Consider the following 17859-nt stretch of genomic DNA (forward strand, 5'->3'; position numbering starts at 1 on the left):
CTATTGTTTCTTTTGTTGTTGTGCTTGCATCGCTTTTTGCATTGCAACCAAATAAGCTTCGATATGGCGTTGAATTGCAGTTTTACTGCCTTTAATTAGCTTACCATTGAACATACAATACCAAGCATTGAGTTCGCCTGTATCGTTTTTAATAGTATAGCCGTTAAAAACTTCAGATTGTTGCACTCCGCCTGTATGCAGCGCTCTTTGATCAAGCGCCGCAAACTCTTTCGGGTCGATGATTGATGCGGTATCGCACCACCAATCTATACTCTTCTTTACCGCCGTCAAACTACCTTGTAAAACGTGGTGTTTGATTTTAACCTTCCAAATACTGCCGTCTGGCCCGCCTGATTGCAGATTAAAACCTCTATAATTTGAAATCGCCATACCATTGAGTCATCTGTTTAATGCGTTAATATCATCATAATTGTTACTGAGCATTATTCAAATATAGCTTGAACAAACCTTGCTCAATCAAACAATTTTTAACACAAAACAGGCCTCAATAACGTTAATTACTTTGCACTATTTATGCAACATTCGAGGAATTCATGGAACTTGTGGCCATTGTTTTGAAGCATTTTAGGGAACATAGAGATTGGCGTCATGCCTGGGAATGTGTTGACTTCGTTTAGGTATATCTTGGCATCTTCTGTCAAGAAAAAATCGATGCGAGATAAATGACGAAGGTTCATCTGTTTAAATACGGTTTCAGAAGCGTGTTGAATTGCTTCTAACTGCTCTTGTGTTAGATTTTTGGCTTCCACTTCCGTCAATGAGTGACTAGCACTGCTGTATTTTTCATCGTATGAATAAAAGGCACCATCCGGTGCAATCACTTCACCTGGTTTAGTAATGTGAAGCTGACCATTCATCTCATACGCTGCGACTTCCAACTCTCTTGGCTTCACTGCTTTTTCCACTAGAACTTGATCTGAGAACCCAAAAGCATTATTCACAGCAGCCGCTAACGCCCCTCGCTCCATGACACTGTAACAACCGACAGATGAGCCTTGACGCGCCGCCTTTACAAATACTTTTCCCCATTTTTCAAACATTTTTAACGCTTGAATGTGCGCTTCTTCGTCATTACGAGTCAGAAACAAGTATGGTGTATTGGGAATACTAAGAGCGTCATACCAAAGCTTAGATGTAATTTTATTAAAACTATTGCTGCTCGCTTCAGGACCACAGCCGAGGTAAGGAATGCCTGCAATTTCAAACAAAGATTGGATATCACCAGTCTCTCCTGGAAAACCATGTATGCAAGGTATGACGAAGTCAATGGTTTGACTCGACTCACTGGTACACAACTGTTTGCTATTCAGATCCAAATAAACCAACTCATCTTGAGCGGTCATCCAACCTTCGTTTTTTATTTCTACACGGATAACTTTCACATTTTCGATAAGATTTAGCTGTTGCTCGACAAAGTTTGCAGACAACAATGAAATCTCGTGCTCAGAAGAGCCGCCGCCGCATAGAAGAAGAATATTTTTAATCATGGATCAATCTTTCCGTGACCTACAAAAGATACTATTTATTATGATAAACCTTTGAAGTGTGACGTACAGTAATTTTAATGTGAGGAATTCTGTTTGAATAGGATTTAAGCAAAAAATAAGGGAGCGAATAGCTCCCTTATTTGATTTGTTAGTTTAACTTGTTAAGTGTTGGATAAGCCGACTTTTTGATGGCATCAATGCTCTTAACAAATGGCTTCAATTGTTGGAATTGAGCCGGCAGTGTTGAGATGGCTTGTTTTGCTTCATCACTTGTTGCGTAGTCACCGTAAAGCACAGAGAACCACTTGGTACCGTTAACAACTTTATAGTTCTCCCAAATTGGTTGTTCACTTTGTGGCAGTTTATTGGCAAATTGGTCAACTTTAGCTTGGCTACCCAACGCGACTACCTGAATGGTGTAGCCAAATCGCTGAGTGTCTGTTTGATTCTTGCTTGGCGGTATAACCTTAACTGGTTTAGCCTGCTTTTTAGGCGTTAACTTAACGACTCTTTTCTCTTCAGGCTTTGCCGTCATTTTCACAACAGTTGGTTCTACATCTCTTTCCACTACTGCATTTTCAGACGCCATAATAGGCTTAGATACACGGTCTGATTTGTAATCCTCTCGGTGGCTTTCAGAAGTGACATCTGTGATGTAAGTTTCCGATGCACAAGCAGAAAGTAAGACTGACAAGCCGATGATTGCGATTTTTTTCATGAAGTAACAAACGCTCTGGATAAATATTAAGATAAATCATGCCGATAGCAGACTCGTTTATCAAGCATCAAATACAATAATCTGTGATTTTGATGTGATGAATAACACAAACTCCATAAGCATCGTCCACATTTTCTCCAATGTCTGGTCTGAAGACGTTTTATCAATAAATTATTCGTTTATGATTGATATGAAACCGATAAGCAAACGTGACTTGCAAACGGCTAGGAGTCAGCATGAATAAACTACATAAACTCTTTAAACCCAACTCTGTGGCCGTTATTGGGGCATCTCAGAAAGAGTTGCGTGCAGGGCATGTTGTTATGCGCAATCTTCTGCAAAGCGGTTTTGGCGGTGCTATCATGCCGGTTACACCAAAATATAAAGCCGTGTCTGGTGTGATTGCTTATCCGGATGTTGCTGCCCTGCCCTATACGCCTGATATCGCTATTTTATGCACCAATGCTTCTCGTAATGAACAACTGCTAAAAGAATTAGATGAACGAGGCACGCCATTCGCGATTGTTATTTCAGACGATACTCAATATCTTAATATTTCCTCGCTCAATATTCGTGTTTTAGGCCCTAACAGTTTAGGGATTATTCTGCCTTGGAATAACTTCAACTGTACGTTTTCTCCCGTTGCGGCTAAGCCCGGAAAAATCGCATTCATTTCACAATCCGCAGCGGTATGTACCACAGTTCTGGATTGGGCCAATGATAAAAATATCGGCTTTTCTTCGTTTATTTCTATTGGTCGTGGCCAGGATATCGATTTTGCCGATTTACTCGATTACTTGAGTATGGATGGGAACACCGAAGCGATATTGCTGTATGTGGATTCTATCCAAGATGCGCGTCGATTCATGTCGGCAGCTCGAGCAGCCTCTCGTAACCGCCGTATTCTGGTTTTAAAAGCAGGTCGCTCGAAAGAAAAGAACACGTTTGACCAACAAGACGGCGACACACTGGATGTCATCTACGATTCGGCTATTCGCAGAACGGGTATGCTACGAGTAAGCAATACACATGAGCTATTTGCGGCAGTAGAAACCCTGACACATTCGGTGCCACTTCGAGGGGAGCGTCTGGCGATCATCACCAATGGCGGAGGCCCCGCTTTGATGTCTGTAGACACCTTAATCGAGCGCGGCGGTAAACTTGCAACACTGGATGAAGCTTCGGCTGAACAATTGAAAGCTGTTCTTCCTAAAAATTGGCGCCAAATAAACCCGATAGACCTTTCTGGTGATGCGACTAAAAAGCGCTATATCGATACACTTAATGCTCTGATGAATAACGATTGTGCTGATGCGATTTTGATTATGCACAGCCCTTCTGCAGTTTCAGATCCCCTCGACACCGCACAAGCGCTCATAGAGGTAATCAAAGCTCACCCGAGGCATAAACATTTCAACATTCTGACGAATTGGTCGGGTGAACAAACGTCTCGCGAAGCTAGACTAGCATTTACACTGGCTGGAATTCCGACTTATCGAACGCCAGAAAGCGCGGTTGTTGCATATATGCACCTTGTGGAGTACAGGCGCAACCAAAAGCAATTAATGGAGACTCCTACAACCGCAGAGCCATTACACTCGGGTAGTGTTAGTTCCGCCAAAGAGTGGGTAGACCATAAATTACTGGATAAAAACACAGTCACGCTCGATACGCACCAAACGAGCCCATTATTTAAACTGTTTGGCTTTAATGTGCTGCCGACGTGGATTGCTTCCGATGAAATAGAAGCCGTACATATGGCAGAGAACATTGGTTACCCAGTCGCCGTAAAACTTCGCTCTCCCGATATCCCACATAAGTCGGATGTTCACGGCGTGGCGCTTAACTTGAGAAACAGCAGCGAGGTTTCTAATGCAGCCCAATCTATTTTGGATAGAGCTAAGCTTAGTTACCCTTCAGCAAATGTACATGGTTTATTAGTGCAAGGTATGGCCAAGCTAGGTAGCGCCGAAGAACTACGGATTAGCATTGCAGTTGATAAAGTATTTGGGCCCGTGATCCTATTAGGTCAAGGGGGATCAGAATGGAATATCGCGCAGGATGCAGTCGCAGCGTTACCACCGTTAAACATGACGTTAGCGCGTTACTTGGTGGTGGTGGCGTTAAAGTCAGGCAAGATTCGCTTGCAGAAACACAAAGACGCCATTGATATTGCCGAGCTCTCTAAGTTCTTAGTTCGTATCTCCCAAATGGCGGTTGAGTTACCGGAAATACAAAAGCTGGACATCCATCCAGTTCTGGTGTCAGAACGCGACTTAACTATCATTGATGCAGACATCACATTATCAAAATACGAGGGCGACGCGCAGAAACGTCTCGCCATTCGTCCTTTCCCTGCCGAATTTGTTGAAACAGTTACACTTCGCGATGGCCAACCTATTCTACTTCGTCCTATTTTGCCTGAAGATGAGCCACTCCATGCGCAATTCATTAATAGCGTATCTAAAGAAGACCTGTATAAGCGTTTTTTCTCTGAAGTTGGCGAATTTAATCACGAAGCCTTAGCAAATTTCACACAAATAGATTATGACCGAGAAATGGCGTTTGTTGCCGTAGCTTTTGATAAGAGTGGGCCATCGATCATTGGTGTTGCTCGGGCACTGATTACTCCAGATAATAGTGATGCTGAGTTTGCTATTTTGGTTCGCTCTGATTTGAAAGGTAAGGGCTTAGGGAAAGTGCTGATGCAGAAAATCATCAGTTACTGCAAAATTAAAGGCACTAAACAAATGTCAGGGATGACAATGCCCACTAACCGAGGCATGTTAATGTTGGCGCAGAGTCTTGGCTTTGAATTAGATGTCCAATTTGCTGATGGTACCGCAGACATGGTGTTACCATTGAACTAGATAAGACTTTCTTGTCTTATATTTATTCAACTTCTTAGGTTCAGTGGACATTGTAATATCAATGTTCGTTCTGAATCTAAGAAGCAAACCGTGACGTTGTTATTTTAATTTCCAGTTCTTTTTCAGGTATTGAATACACCAAGACTTTGCTTCACCCATAGTATTTCTGCGCCATGCTAGGATAATATCCATCGGTTGCTCTTCTGTTCCTTCAATTCTCTTTAGTACCCCACTATCAATGAGTGGTTGTGCAATTTGGCCTGGTAGCGTACCAATACCTAGCCCTGCCGTTAATGCGTCGACTTTAGCGGTAAAGTTTGTGACGGTTAATCGAGGCTGTTTTTGAATGATATTGATTGAGAGTGCTGGCTGTTCACGTGCAGTATCAGCAATTGCGATGATCCGGTATTTCTCTCTTGCTGCTTCATCGAACTGACCACTGCGCTTATGTACATAGTGCTCAGCTGCCGCGACCCAAACCATAGCCATTTTTCCGATTTTTTCAGATTTAACTTCTTGCGGTAACGTATCGAGCGATGGACAAATCAATAAGTCGGCTCTCCCAGAGTTGAGAGATTCCCAGCTCCCAGCAAGAATCTCCTCCTGTAGTCGTATTCGTGTTGAGCTGACTTCAGCCAGCGCATCAACCATTGGGAAAAAATTAGAGATAGGAATGATGCCATCAAATGCGATAGTGATGTCCAACTCCCATCCATTAGCCAGTAATGTGGCATCATTAACGAGTTTTTCACTGGCCTGCAAAATGGCTCTCCCCCTTTCTAGGATGAGTTTGCCTGCTTCAGTAAAATGCGCCTTGTGACCAGAACGGTCAAAGATAATAATATCTAAATCTTGTTCGAGTTTTTGGATTTGATAACTCAGTGATGATGGGGCTCTGTCTAACTCATTCGCAGCAGCAGCAAAACTGCCTCTTCGGTCGATAGCATCCAGTATATGGAGCGCTTCTAGTGTTATTGGGCTCTGCACATGAACTCTCTTAACGTGATTTACACCGCGCTGATGATCTTATCAAGATAATATAACTTTAAACAATATAACACATTGATTCGTGAAGACTAGAAAGGCGCTTAATTGTTGAAAATAAGTTTATAAAAACACAAAAGCCAGCTTAGTGCTGGCTTTATTTTGGCTTTCATTTCTAAAATGTTAAGAAAAGTATGTAAAATGAAAGTTTACTGTTTTGCCATCTCTTTTTTCACCATCACTGCAGCAGCGACGATGAATGTGATGATTAGACCGAGCTCCATGAACTACCCCAATAGTTATGAGAAAATTTACGACTCAAATTAAGAGTCATACATATTTTAACAGCTCTATATATAGTTGCTACCTTTTAACCACTAATTTAGGTTTTTTCCCGATTTAGATCAAAAAAGACGCAGCAACGCGTCTTTTTTTGTTATTAATATGTAAATTCCGATTAAGCACTTGGATAACCTTGGGGGTTATTTAATTGCCAACGCCATGTATCTCGCGTCATTTCTTCAAGAGTGCGTGATGCTTCCCAGCCTAACTCATTCATTGCTTTCGACGGGTCAGCCCAACACTCTGCAATGTCTCCAGGACGGCGTTCTACCAATTGATACGGAATATTTTTACCACTCGCTCTTTCAAAGGCTTTCACCATTTCAAGAACACTGTAGCCATTACCTGTACCAAGGTTATAGATATGAAGGCCGGCTTTGCTACCTACCTGTTTCAGCGCCGCCACGTGGCCGTCAGATAAGTCCATCACATGGATATAATCACGTACGCCAGTACCATCTTTCGTTGGGTAATCGCTACCAAAGACAGAAAGGAATTCACGACGCCCTACCGCGACCTGAGAAATAAATGGCATTAAGTTATTTGGAATACCTTGAGGGTCTTCACCTAGATCACCTGTTGGGTGTGAACCGACAGGATTGAAATAGCGAAGCAATGTAATACTCCAATCTGGATTTGCTTTTTGAAAATCAGTTAAACACTCTTCCACCATCAACTTGCTGCGACCATAAGGATTAGTCGCGCTGGTAGGAAAGTCTTCTGTGATGGGAACGGTGGCAGGATCTCCGTACACTGTTGCTGAAGAGCTGAATACTAACGATTTCACACCAGCTTCACGCATCGCATCAACTAATACAAGTGTGCCATTTACGTTATTATCATAATATTCTAGTGGCTTAGCTACGGATTCACCTACAGCTTTTAGGCCTGCAAAATGGATAACGGCTTCAATATCGTATGATGTGAGTGCATCAACCATGGCTGATTTATCTCGAATATCCGCTTGAATGAATGCCGGCTTAACACCACATACTTTTTCAATCCGGCTCAATACGGTTGATTTACTGTTGTACAGGTTATCTAGAATAACGGGAGTCATTCCTGCTTCGATCATTTGAATGCAAGTATGGCTACCGATATAGCCCATACCTCCCGTAACAAGTACTTTCATTTTATAATTCCTTTTGACGCGAATCGGTTTAGTCTAAAGCTTTAGTGCTATGATTTAAACGGTCTCCTGTAATTCACATCCTATCAATATTGCTTGCCCTTTTCCGGCTTTCTTTGCTTGATACATTGCAGTATCTGCGCTTTTCAAAATTCGCGTTGCGTCCCGTTCATTAACACCCACTAATTTGACACCAATACTGACACCCACTCTAAGGTCGTTGTCTTTGTATTCTATTAGCGCGCATACATTATCTAATAACTGTTCTGCGATCCGAGTAACCACTTTTTGGTTGGCAGGGTTCACCAACATAACAAACTCATCCCCAGAAAGTCTTGCGATTAAATCACTGTGCCTTGTTGCTGATGTCAGACGTTCCGCTACTTTTTTCAGAACTTCGTCACCGGCATCGTGCCCGTAGGTGTCGTTCACCTCTTTAAAACCATCTAAATCAAGATAAAGCACCGCGAATTCATCACGCAAGTACCCTGATCTTTGCACCAATTTTTCTAGCTGCAAATGAAATTTCGAACGATTGGCTAATCCTGTGAGCGCATCATGATGAGCTAAGTATTCTAAACGCTCCATCTCTTTTGCGCCGGAGAGATCGGTAAGCATAATGACAAGATCATAAAATCCGTGATCTTCACATTTAACGATGCGATTTACCTTTGCAAACATTGGTACCAATTGACCTAGTTGGTTTTGCTCTATGACTTCCCCTTGCCAGACGCCGTAGTTTTCGATCGACTCAATGATATTTGGCATCATTTCCTGCAATTTGCGCCATTTTAGTGTTTGAATGAAAGATTTTCCTACAAGTTGATCAGCCTCTAGCCCTACCAGCTTGGTCACTGCGGGGTTTACCATTGTAATGACTCCACGATGATTAAGCACAACCAAGCCATCTTGACTACTCTCAAAAACACGACCAGCAACACGCTGCCTGTTCATCGCTTCTTCAATTTCAGTAATATCTTGAATAGAGAATAGTAGATAGCCATGACTGGAGAAACGACGACTCGTTAAACTTAACTGTTGCTGATTATCGATATTTTGCAGATGAATATCATCACACTCTAACCCTCGGCTGAGTATTTGGCTCAATTCATTTGGTGTCTTGGTTTTAATCAAGTCACGAATGCTTGCGTGTTCAAGTTCTTTTGGTTTTTTTTGAAATATTTGATGAGTTGCAGTGTTGCAATAAATAATACAGCCAAGATTGTCAGTAATTACCAATGCCTGCTGAACCGACTCTAGCACCCCTTCAAAAAACGCCTTTTTTTGTTCGAGTGTTTCCAGCGAGTACTGACGTTGCTTCTCTCGTTTTTTCAACAGATTCATCATTCGGTTAAAAGAATGCGCGAGATCACCCATTTCGTCTTTGGAGTAATAACGAACTTCAACATGGGTAGTTTGTCCATTCGTGAGATTGTCTATACCGCACTTTAGCTCAAGTATGGGTTTTAGGATAAGTCGCTCAATACTGATGTAAAAAATCGCACCACCAGCGACAAGCAGGAAAAAGAGTATTATACCGTCTTGCTGTAGAGACTGATGTGCATCAAAAATTGGTTGGTGCGACAGCGTGACTTTTATGGTCCCGATTACATGGCCGTCATGAACAATAGGTTCTAATACATATAGAAACTTAGCGAACAGCGCATAGCCTAATGCAGGTAATTGACTTAGTTCATTTTGGTTTGGAACTGGCGCTGAAAGATCGCGTTCTTCTAAGACAACAAAGGGTTGGTCATCTTGGTCGTATAACTTTACTCGAGCGACATTGGGTTGTGTTAAAAAACCGGCAAGAATTGTTTGGGCTTTTTGCTTGTTCTTTGTTGTAAGCGCATCTTTAATTGAGAAAGAAACGTTGTTAATCCAATTTTTGGTCTGTTCAACCAATTCATGCTTTGATGATTGGTATGCAGTATACGAAGTGTAACCTTTTGAGATAACAAAGATAGTCGTGATAAATACCAGAATCGGCAAGATAAGCTTTGCTCGTAATGACATATATATTCCTGTCGGAAGACAACAACCAAATCACAGACATGTGATTGTGCAACCTATCACCCATTAAGGGTGGGAAGATTAACACGATGTTAAAATAAAATAACTTTAGATTCTCAAAAATGGGATTAAAACTGAACGAAATATCTTAAAGTTCGGACCAATTCAAAGAGCACTTCGATCTTTCTAGGCTCAGTGATCTTGTTCGCCGCACATTTGGCACTCAACCTCACTCTCATCCTGGAAGAATGAACTAAGTCACTGAACCGGGATGCATTTTCCTGCATCGTGAAATAATAGCCTGTACAAAAAAGAAGCGTATGACATTGAATAAACAGCAACTTACACTAAATTGTGATATGGGTGAGAGCTTTGGCTATTGGTCAATGGGCGCGGATGAAGACGTGATGCCTCATATCGATATGGCCAATATTGCTTGCGGATTTCACGCATCCGACCCTAATGTGATGCATGACACCATCACCCTTGCCAACGACCACGATGTTGATATTGGTGCTCATCCCAGTTATGCCGACCTTCAAGGGTTTGGTCGGCGTAGTATCAACATGACGGGTGATGAAATTACCAATATGGTCATCTATCAAGTTGGAGCACTTCAAGCCCTTTGTCGAGCGCAATGCACTGATATTCGCTACATTAAGCCTCATGGCGCGTTGTATAACGACATGATGAAAAGTGATGCAATACTGCGAGCGGTAGTTAAAGCTGCTGCCCTTTTTAAAGTACCTCTCATGATCCTTGCCTCACAAGAAAATGAAAAGTACCTAGAAATCGCGGATGATTTCGACGTCCCTTTATTGTTTGAAGTCTTTGCCGACAGGCAGTACCAAGACGATGGGATGCTCACGCCAAGAACACAACCAAATGCAGTATTAACAGCTGAACATGCCATACTTGAACAAGTACGTTCCCTCGCTGACTCTGGCCGAGTAAAAGCGGCATCAGGTAGTTATATTTCACTGGAGGCTGATACGATTTGTGTTCATGGCGATAACAAGGAGTCAGTCATCTTAATCCAGAAGATCCGCCAGAGTTTGTATGCAGGAGGGAATTAATGCATCAAAAACGATTTAGTATATCTTGGGTTTCCGAATGTAGTCTCTTGGTCAAGTTCGACGAACGTATTTCTGAAAAAGAAGTGGGTGAATTAGCTCGTAAAATAAAAAACATTTTGGCCAAGGTCATTATGAACGTGATTCCTTCCTACCAAACTATATTAATCGATTACCTTCCCTTCAGAATAAGTGAATCACAATTGATGAATGAATTGCACCAACTCATCGAGCAATTCGATACCCCATCATCAAACCTCGTTCAACCAAACCAAATTAACATTCCTGTCTATTACTCTGAAGAAACTGCACTGGACTTATCGCGCTTTCAAAGCCAAGAGCTATCTCTAGAGTTGCTTATCGCATTACACACTCAAGCGGTTTATACCGTTTCAGCGATTGGTTTTGCTCCCGGTTTTGCATTCCTTTCGAATGTCGACAATCAGCTATACATGCCAAGGCTTGAAACACCAAGAACTCACGTCCCAGCTGGCAGTGTAGGTATTGCAGACAACAAGACGGCAGTATACCCGTCAGATAGCCCTGGTGGATGGAATATTATAGGAAGAAGCCCGACGTCTCTTTTTTCTGACATTCCACCTTTTATACCATTCGAAGTGGGTGACAATGTCACGTTTTATTCCATTTCGAAAGAGGAGTTTATCAAGTTAGGAGGCGCATTATGAGTTATGCCGGATTATTGGTAGAGAAGCCAGGACCACTCTCACTGATTCAAGACTTTGGTCGTTTTGGCTTAGGGCATATTGGAGTGACTCAAGGGGGCCCGGTCGATGATTTTGCTTATAGTTGGTCCAACTACCTTCTCGGTAATGCTGTTAACTGTGCTGCCATTGAAATTACTTTGGGTAATGCGTGTTTTGTTGCTTTACACAACTGCCACCTAGCGATTTGTGGTGGCGATTTGAAGGCAACCGTAAACGGCGACCCCATTTCTAACTGGTCTGACTTTACGTTAAAAAAAGGACAAAAACTTCATTTCGGAGTAGCACAAAACGGGTTACGTACTTATCTGGCTGTTAAAGGTGGATTTGATATCGCTCAGCACTTAGGAAGTACTTCGACTGTCGTTAGGGAGTCTCTTGGTGGTTACGACTCTAAAGGTGGTGCTCTAAAAGCTGGCGATATTCTGCCCTTTTTTCCACATAACCTTCCAAAGCATAAACCGAGACAAATGACCTTTCGCTTTAAGCCGGATTACAACTTACCAATCCGTTTGCGAGTCATTGAAAGTTATCAAAATGCGGATTTTGACGAAGATGCTCGCCACGCGTTTTACTCGAACGCTTTTACAATCTCTCCAGATTCTAACCGGATGGGTTACCGCCTTGAAGGTAAGTCAATTAAGTCGCCCTATGATGGGGTGCCGTCTGAAGGTATCGCGTTAGGGTCAATCCAAGTTCCTAGTGATGGAAGCCCAATTGTATTGCTTAATGACCATCAAACCATTGGCGGTTATCCTAAATTTGGCTGCGTTGCCCGAATCGATCTGCCAAGGTTAGCGCAAGCCAAGCCAGGGCAAAAAATCAGTTTTGTAAAAGGCGACAGGAAAAGATTACAAGACGCATGGTGCCAATGGGCTCGGTTTTTTGGTTATTGAAAAGCGATAACCGTTTCCCGCCTGAGCCCATAAGTGAAGTTTATATCAACAACCCGTAACGTTCTGCTAACGCTTGTGGATAATCACGTTCCTGGGTCAGTTGGATAGCGTATTGCTCCACTTCTTGCTCTGACCAATGAACGGCGATGGGGTGCTGTGATTCAACGTCCTGACTTGGCTTAATATCAAACCAATATTGCAGCATTTTTTGTGCAGCAAGTAGCGTTGATGAGGCTTTTACAACCTCGATACGAGCGTAGTGATTTTTCTCGAAAGTCACATCCGAAGCCCTTAGTACAGGGTCGGTACCAGGTATTTGCTGAGCACCAAACAGTGCCTTACCGCCTTTAACCGCCGATTTATAATCAGGGATAAACTGCGCCATGTGCTGGATGGCATTATTGGTTCTTTCTTCTAACACGTCCTCTCGCCAACCATTGCGGATCTTAGAAAGTAATGGAACAGGCAATGTAGGTTGAGCAGAAACGTAAGTACTTTCGACTAAACCACCTTCAAATAAAGTAATATCCTTTGTCATTCCATGAAGCTGAAAGTAACCATCGCCGTATGGCGTCAATTGTGCCATTCCTTTGTCGGTTCCACGTGGTCCATGAAAGATGACTTCGGGCCATTGTTGTTGGCAGTCTTTCCACTTGGTTACATAGGCGGCTTTAAACTCGACCAATCTATCGCGTTTTGCACCCACTACATTATCCAAAGACCCCGTTTCGAAGCCACACGCGTTAACGAGGTAATCACATGTTAATAAGCCATCAATACCATCACGCTCATAACCAAGTTGCCAACCATTACCCGTCCAGTCGGCTTGCGTGAGTTTGGATTGAGTAAACACCGAAGCGTTTGGCAAACTCTCTAAGGTTAAATTTGCAATTGCCGCAAGGCGAAACACACTCCAACCATATTCCTGAACGGCTACAACTGGATATTTTAATTCCTCGAGGTCCGCATGCTGAGCAAAAGGAATACACCATTCATCAAAGGTTGAAGGTTCCTTTGGTTGCGTACAATTTGCTAACGCAATTAACTCTTCTTTGGAGTACAGTTTGTAATACTCACTTGGTTCGCCAAGCACTTTATTTCTCACATCTTGATCAACAAGAGTTTGATAAGCGTTTTTGATGACTTCTAAGCGAGGAATGAGCGTTGATGGATCACTGCCGTCTGAGTATGGAACCGCAATCATAGTCGGACGAATATTCAGTGAACGTGGATACAGTCGAACCGTATCAATGGATTGAGCAAGCAAGTCCAAACACTGTTGCTCAGAGATCTCACGGTATAAGTTACCTCCCGCATGCAAGTGACAGATTGGGGGACCATTCACCAGGGATGCCCCTTTTTCTATTACAGACACTTTAAATCCCAGCTCCGCAAAGTGAATTGCTGCTGTTGCACCTGCGACACCACCACCGACGACGGCGATGTGCTTATCTTTATAATTTGGAAACTCAGACTTCATTGCTTCACTAAAAATTTTATAAGGAAAATTCTTTACTAACAGTGGATTCTACTCGTGTTTGAACTTGAATAAAATCACAAAAAGTTCATGGGTTTGCGAAATAATCCAATAACTTCTCATGGTGTATTCAACAAGAAAAAAATTCCAAAAAAGTACTTGACGACATACTTGGGAATAGACTTTTTTTAGCTCGTGTGAATAAGATTTTCACTGTAAGACCCATGGCACAAAGCTTACAGAAACACCCCCCTTTTTACCCTTTTTAGTTATCCCAAAAGTTATCCACTGTTTTTGTGGATAACTAAAATAAAGTGTCATCGCATGCCTGTGATTTAATAACATTCATCGCGATTAAGTGTTTATTGGTGTTAACAATCTTTTCAATAAGCTCATTACCACAAGCGCTAGGGTAACGAATGTTGCGAGCGGTAAAGCTATCCATAATTCAGGGTGTATTTGAGCCTTGAGATTAAACCCATAAGTCATCACTGCAGCAACACAAACCTCGGCCGCAAACACTGCTACACCGCTGGCAATGAGTGCCATGATTCCGTACTCGGCCCATAGCGTCGTGTTGATTCGCTTTTTGCTCGATCCTAATGTGCGATACAACCGAATTTCTTGCTGACGTTGAGACAAACTCAAGCGTAATAGCGTGAAGATAAGCAGCAGTCCTGCCACAACCCCAAGCAATGCAAGAATCGTAATCGCCGATACTATTTGTTGAATCAACGCTTGGACCTTCTCACCCATCGTACGGATATCTAAAACGGATACTGTAGGGTGCGCTCGAGACATGGACGTTAACAACTCTTCATTCCCTTCATTTATTCTATAGCTGATGAGATACGAACCAGGTAAACTTGCCATGACGTCTGATGAGAAGATGAAATAAAAATTTGGCTTCATATCACGCCATTCAACATGACGGATCGTATCTACGGTTGCATCAAAGTTTTGACTGTTGATAACAAACCTGAGTTTATCGCCAAGCTCAATACCTAAGTCATTAGCTACATCCGCTTCAACGGACACACTGCCTTTATTCGTCCACTCGCCAGATAGCACTTCATTGTAACCGGGAAGACTATCACCCCAAGTGAGGTTGAGCTCACGACGTATTGCATCGGATCCTTCCCCTTCGTAATCAATGTCTTTAACGCTTTGCCCATTAATTTCACTCAAACGACCTCGAATAATTGGAAACGCCTTTGACCTCGTGACATCATTTTTGTCCAGCGTACTTAGGTACTTATCTAGTTCGTAATCGCCGATGTTTAATGCAAACACATTGGGAGCGTCAGCTGGTAGCGTTCTCTCCCAATCAGCAAGAATATCGCTACGTACCAGCCAAATGATGGACAATAGCATCAATGACAAGGACAACGCCCCAAACTGCAAACCACTCGTGACTGGCGTTCGATTGATACGGCTTAGTGCCAACTTCATCGCTGGGCGTGTTGAAAAATGAGCAAACAATTTCGTCAGTGCCACACTCACGGCGGCAAGTACAACAAATAAGGCAGCGATACCAGCGAGCACTATCCAAACCAAGGTGTTATTTGCATAAAGCAGTAACAACGGAATAATGGGAACCAGAATCAGCAACATACGCTTCCAAGAGCGCTGTGCTTTCCCCTGCTGCATAACTTCTAACGCTGGCGTTTTAATCAATCCAAGTAATGGAATACCTAACGCTGGCACCGTTATCAGTATCGCTGAGATAAATGACACTAAAAATGGTGTGAAGCCATAACTAGGCAGTGGGTCTGGTAATAGATCTTTGAGCGGAATACGCAGTAAATATTCTAAGCCGCTGCCAAGCAGCAAGCCAATGACACTGGCACTAATGAGTAATATAAAAGCTTGGATGAACAACCATTTTTCAATCCAGCGACGACTCGCCCCAAGGCTTTTTAACATGGCGATGGTTTGCGTACGGCTATTTACATAGCTCTGGCATGTCAGAACCAAAGTGGTTGCCGCCATAATAATCACAATTGCCACCGTTAACGATAAATACTGCGTCGTTCTCTCGAACACTTCATTACTGCGGTTGGCAGTATCTTGCGTGCGCCAACGGTCGCTCGGAGAAAGTTCTGTGTTATCTTGCAGCTGCTTTAATGTTCTATCATCTACCTTTAAAAACAGACGATACTGGACGCGGCTCCCTACTTGAATCGCCCCCGTTTTTTCAACGTCTTTTTGATGTATGTACGCTGATGGCATTTGTTGGAATGGATTAAAACTTAGGCCTGGCTCCATTAGAACGGCGCCAGAAACCGTAAAGTTAGCATCACCTATCGTCACTTTGTCACCAGGCTTAACCTCTAACTGAGCCATAATCCGCTCATCCAACCAGAGCTGATTTTCTTTCACACGCCCGGACGTGTTGTTATCTAACACAAGCTCGCCCATTAACGGGTATTGGTCATCCACGGCTCGAACGGAGATAAGCTGCATACCGCTTTCGCTGAAAGCCATAGTCGCGAACCGAGTCATCGTCGTTTTTTCTAGTTTTTCGGTCGACGCTAATAAAGTTTCAGGGATGGGGTTTGCGGAAACAAAGACAGCATCGGCGGTCAACGCATCTTTCCCCTGCTTAACGATCACTTGCTCCATACGCTCAGCTAATGCAGAAAGCGCAAAAATACTCGCGATAACCAGAATCAGCGCGACACTAATAGGCCAGAGATAGCCCTGTTTTATTTCTCCTAAGCTCCAACGTACTAAGCTCTTGTTTGGAGAATGTTTCACAGCTCTTCCTTGCTCTGTAGATGCTTGCTCACTTGACGACACTGCAGACATTACACCTCCTCCTTAAGCTCACCGGCCTCCATACGATAAATACGGTCGCACCGACTGGCTAAATGGCCATCGTGAGTCACTAATATCAAGGTAGTACCATGTTGCTCGTTGAGATCAAATAGTAGCTCTATCACTTTATCTGCAGTTTGATGATCGAGGTTTCCCGTTGGCTCATCAGCAAATAACAATTCAGGTTGAGTCATAAATGCACGGGCTAATGAAACACGCTGTTGTTCCCCCCCAGAGAGTTGACTGGGTAAATGCTCAAGGCGCTTTTCTAAACCTACCGCCTTTAATAATTCAGCGGCTCTTGCTTCATCTTCGGCTTCACCACGTAAAAGGCAAGGTAGCGTGACGTTGCGTAAAGCGCTCAGACTGGGGATAAGGAGAAAGCTTTGGAACACAAACCCCAGCGAGTCAGCTCGGATTTTCGCGCGCGCTTCATCGTCGAGCTTGGACATCTCATGCCCAAGGAGTGTGATTTCACCCGTTGTTGGTGTATCGAGACCAGCAAGTAGCGTCATTAATGTCGATTTTCCCGCACCAGAGGTACCAACAATGGCAATTTTTTCACCCTTTCTGATATCAACATTTACATCCTTAAGGATTGTTAATTGTTCTTGATTAGTAGAAACTTGTTTACAAACCAAATTCGCTTGAACAATAGGTGCTTTAAGTACAGGTGTTTGCATGATTCGTATACTTTCCTTAGTTCTCTTTTTTTGTCTTCCCGCTACAGCGCATGCGAGCGAAAAGCTACTTGTGTTAGGAGATAGTCTGAGCGCAGGCTACCAAATGCCAATTGAGAGTAGTTGGCCTAGCTTACTCCCTGATGTGCTGTTAGAACATGGTCAAGATGTAACAGTTATTAATGCCAGTATTTCTGGTGACACGACGGGGAACAGTTTAGCTCGTCTGCCCCAGCTTCTAAACCAACACACACCCGACATGGTTTTAATTCAACTGGGTGCAAATGATGGCTTACGAGGTTTCCCCCCTCAACTTATTACGTCGAATCTTTCAAAAATGATTACTATGATCAAAGATTCTGGTGCTGATGTTGTCATGATGCAAATCCGAGTTCCACCTAACTATGGCAAGCGCTACAGCGATATGTTTTACGACATCTACCCTAAGCTTGCTGCACATCAACAGGTTAAATTGATGCCATTCTTCTTGGAGAAAGTCGTCACGAAATCAGAATGGATGATGGACGATGGTCTTCACCCAACGCCTGAAGCTCAACCTTGGATCGCGGATTTTGTGGCTCAAGAATTGATTAAACATCTCTAATTTTAATGGTCTAGCTCAATAAG

At 43.0% G+C, this 17859-nt stretch carries 14 protein-coding genes; 5 read left to right on the forward strand and 9 right to left on the reverse strand.

The annotated features are described in order from the left end of the window. From ATG66_RS03690 to ATG66_RS03700, 3 genes are all read right to left on the reverse strand, one after another. The gene (locus tag ATG66_RS03690) at positions 1-390 is read right to left on the reverse strand and encodes a DUF3319 domain-containing protein (RefSeq protein ID WP_098414012.1); all 390 of its coding nucleotides are present in this window, start codon (positions 388-390) and stop codon (positions 1-3) included. 128 nt (positions 391-518) lie between these two features. Beyond that, entirely contained in the window at positions 519-1508 is a 990-nt protein-coding gene (locus ATG66_RS03695) for a D-alanine--D-alanine ligase (protein WP_098414013.1), read from the reverse strand. A 148-nt stretch (positions 1509-1656) separates the two neighbouring features. Continuing rightward, positions 1657-2226: an SPOR domain-containing protein gene (locus ATG66_RS03700; protein WP_098414014.1), complete on the reverse strand. Its 570-nt coding sequence runs from the start codon at positions 2224-2226 to the stop codon at positions 1657-1659. Positions 2227-2462: 236 nt separating this feature from the next. On the opposite strand from ATG66_RS03700, the gene ATG66_RS03705 reads away from it, so the two are divergent. Then, positions 2463-5096, forward strand: coding sequence for a bifunctional acetate--CoA ligase family protein/GNAT family N-acetyltransferase (locus ATG66_RS03705; protein WP_098414015.1), 2634 nt, complete (start codon positions 2463-2465; stop codon positions 5094-5096). A gap of 99 nt (positions 5097-5195) precedes the next feature. Here the strand turns inward: ATG66_RS03705 and ATG66_RS03710 are convergent, their stop codons facing one another. The 3 genes from ATG66_RS03710 to ATG66_RS03725 all read right to left on the reverse strand — a co-directional run bounded on the left by ATG66_RS03710 (position 5196) and on the right by ATG66_RS03725 (position 9567). After that, positions 5196-6083, reverse strand: coding sequence for a LysR family transcriptional regulator (locus ATG66_RS03710; protein ID WP_098414016.1), 888 nt, complete (start codon positions 6081-6083; stop codon positions 5196-5198). A gap of 454 nt (positions 6084-6537) precedes the next feature. Beyond that, positions 6538-7554, reverse strand: a complete 1017-nt coding sequence (gene galE, locus ATG66_RS03720; protein ID WP_098414018.1) for a UDP-glucose 4-epimerase GalE — start codon at positions 7552-7554, stop codon at positions 6538-6540. Between the two features lie 54 nt (positions 7555-7608). Continuing rightward, positions 7609-9567 carry a diguanylate cyclase domain-containing protein gene (locus ATG66_RS03725; RefSeq protein ID WP_098414019.1) on the reverse strand — a complete coding sequence of 653 codons (1959 nt, stop codon included), beginning with the start codon at positions 9565-9567 and terminating at the stop codon, positions 7609-7611. A gap of 317 nt (positions 9568-9884) precedes the next feature. Here ATG66_RS03725 and ATG66_RS03730 point away from each other — a divergent pair, with 317 nt between their 5' ends. Genes ATG66_RS03730 through ATG66_RS03740 form a run of 3 tightly spaced genes read left to right on the forward strand, consistent with a single transcriptional unit; the run spans position 9885 to position 12255 of the window. Further along, positions 9885-10640, forward strand: coding sequence for a 5-oxoprolinase subunit PxpA (locus tag ATG66_RS03730; protein WP_098414020.1), 756 nt, complete (start codon positions 9885-9887; stop codon positions 10638-10640). Further along, positions 10640-11323, forward strand: coding sequence for a 5-oxoprolinase subunit B family protein (locus ATG66_RS03735; protein ID WP_098414021.1), 684 nt, complete (start codon positions 10640-10642; stop codon positions 11321-11323). The genes ATG66_RS03730 and ATG66_RS03735 overlap by 1 nt, the downstream gene beginning before the upstream one ends. After that, positions 11320-12255, forward strand: a complete 936-nt coding sequence (locus ATG66_RS03740; RefSeq protein WP_098414022.1) for a biotin-dependent carboxyltransferase family protein — start codon at positions 11320-11322, stop codon at positions 12253-12255. The genes ATG66_RS03735 and ATG66_RS03740 overlap by 4 nt, the downstream gene beginning before the upstream one ends. 40 nt (positions 12256-12295) lie before the next feature. Here ATG66_RS03740 and ATG66_RS03745 read toward each other — a convergent pair whose 3' ends face one another. From ATG66_RS03745 to ATG66_RS03755, 3 genes are all read right to left on the reverse strand, one after another. Then, on the reverse strand, positions 12296-13735 hold the full coding sequence (locus tag ATG66_RS03745; RefSeq protein ID WP_098414023.1) for an FAD-dependent oxidoreductase: 1440 nt from the start codon (positions 13733-13735) through the stop codon (positions 12296-12298). A 351-nt stretch (positions 13736-14086) separates the two neighbouring features. After that, on the reverse strand, positions 14087-16543 hold the full coding sequence (locus ATG66_RS03750) for an ABC transporter permease (RefSeq protein WP_098414024.1): 2457 nt from the start codon (positions 16541-16543) through the stop codon (positions 14087-14089). Then, entirely contained in the window at positions 16543-17235 is a 693-nt protein-coding gene (locus tag ATG66_RS03755) for an ABC transporter ATP-binding protein (protein WP_098414025.1), read from the reverse strand. Before ATG66_RS03755 ends, ATG66_RS03750 begins: the two co-directional genes overlap by 1 nt. On the opposite strand from ATG66_RS03755, the gene ATG66_RS03760 reads away from it, so the two are divergent. After that, the gene (locus ATG66_RS03760; RefSeq protein ID WP_098414026.1) at positions 17234-17836 is read left to right on the forward strand and encodes an arylesterase; all 603 of its coding nucleotides are present in this window, start codon (positions 17234-17236) and stop codon (positions 17834-17836) included. The genes ATG66_RS03755 and ATG66_RS03760 overlap by 2 nt on opposite strands. The last annotated feature ends 23 nt before the right edge of the window (positions 17837-17859 follow it).

Source organism: Vibrio sp. ES.051, assembly GCF_002563795.1.
GTDB lineage: Bacteria > Pseudomonadota > Gammaproteobacteria > Enterobacterales > Vibrionaceae > Vibrio.

Coding starts and splice junctions, on each gene's coding strand:
- ATG66_RS03690 (WP_098414012.1), bottom strand. CDS start 390: ATGGCGATTTCAAATTATAGAGGTTTTAATCTGCAATCAGGCGGGCCA.
- ATG66_RS03695 (WP_098414013.1), bottom strand. CDS start 1,508: ATGATTAAAAATATTCTTCTTCTATGCGGCGGCGGCTCTTCTGAGCAC.
- ATG66_RS03700 (WP_098414014.1), bottom strand. CDS start 2,226: ATGAAAAAAATCGCAATCATCGGCTTGTCAGTCTTACTTTCTGCTTGT.
- ATG66_RS03705 (WP_098414015.1), top strand. CDS start 2,463: ATGAATAAACTACATAAACTCTTTAAACCCAACTCTGTGGCCGTTATT.
- galE (WP_098414018.1), bottom strand. CDS start 7,554: ATGAAAGTACTTGTTACGGGAGGTATGGGCTATATCGGTAGCCATACT.
- ATG66_RS03725 (WP_098414019.1), bottom strand. CDS start 9,567: ATGTCATTACGAGCAAAGCTTATCTTGCCGATTCTGGTATTTATCACG.
- ATG66_RS03730 (WP_098414020.1), top strand. CDS start 9,885: ATGACATTGAATAAACAGCAACTTACACTAAATTGTGATATGGGTGAG.
- ATG66_RS03735 (WP_098414021.1), top strand. CDS start 10,640: ATGCATCAAAAACGATTTAGTATATCTTGGGTTTCCGAATGTAGTCTC.
- ATG66_RS03740 (WP_098414022.1), top strand. CDS start 11,320: ATGAGTTATGCCGGATTATTGGTAGAGAAGCCAGGACCACTCTCACTG.
- ATG66_RS03745 (WP_098414023.1), bottom strand. CDS start 13,735: ATGAAGTCTGAGTTTCCAAATTATAAAGATAAGCACATCGCCGTCGTC.
- ATG66_RS03750 (WP_098414024.1), bottom strand. CDS start 16,543: ATGTCTGCAGTGTCGTCAAGTGAGCAAGCATCTACAGAGCAAGGAAGA.
- ATG66_RS03760 (WP_098414026.1), top strand. CDS start 17,234: ATGATTCGTATACTTTCCTTAGTTCTCTTTTTTTGTCTTCCCGCTACA.
- ATG66_RS03755 (WP_098414025.1), bottom strand. CDS start 17,235: ATGCAAACACCTGTACTTAAAGCACCTATTGTTCAAGCGAATTTGGTT.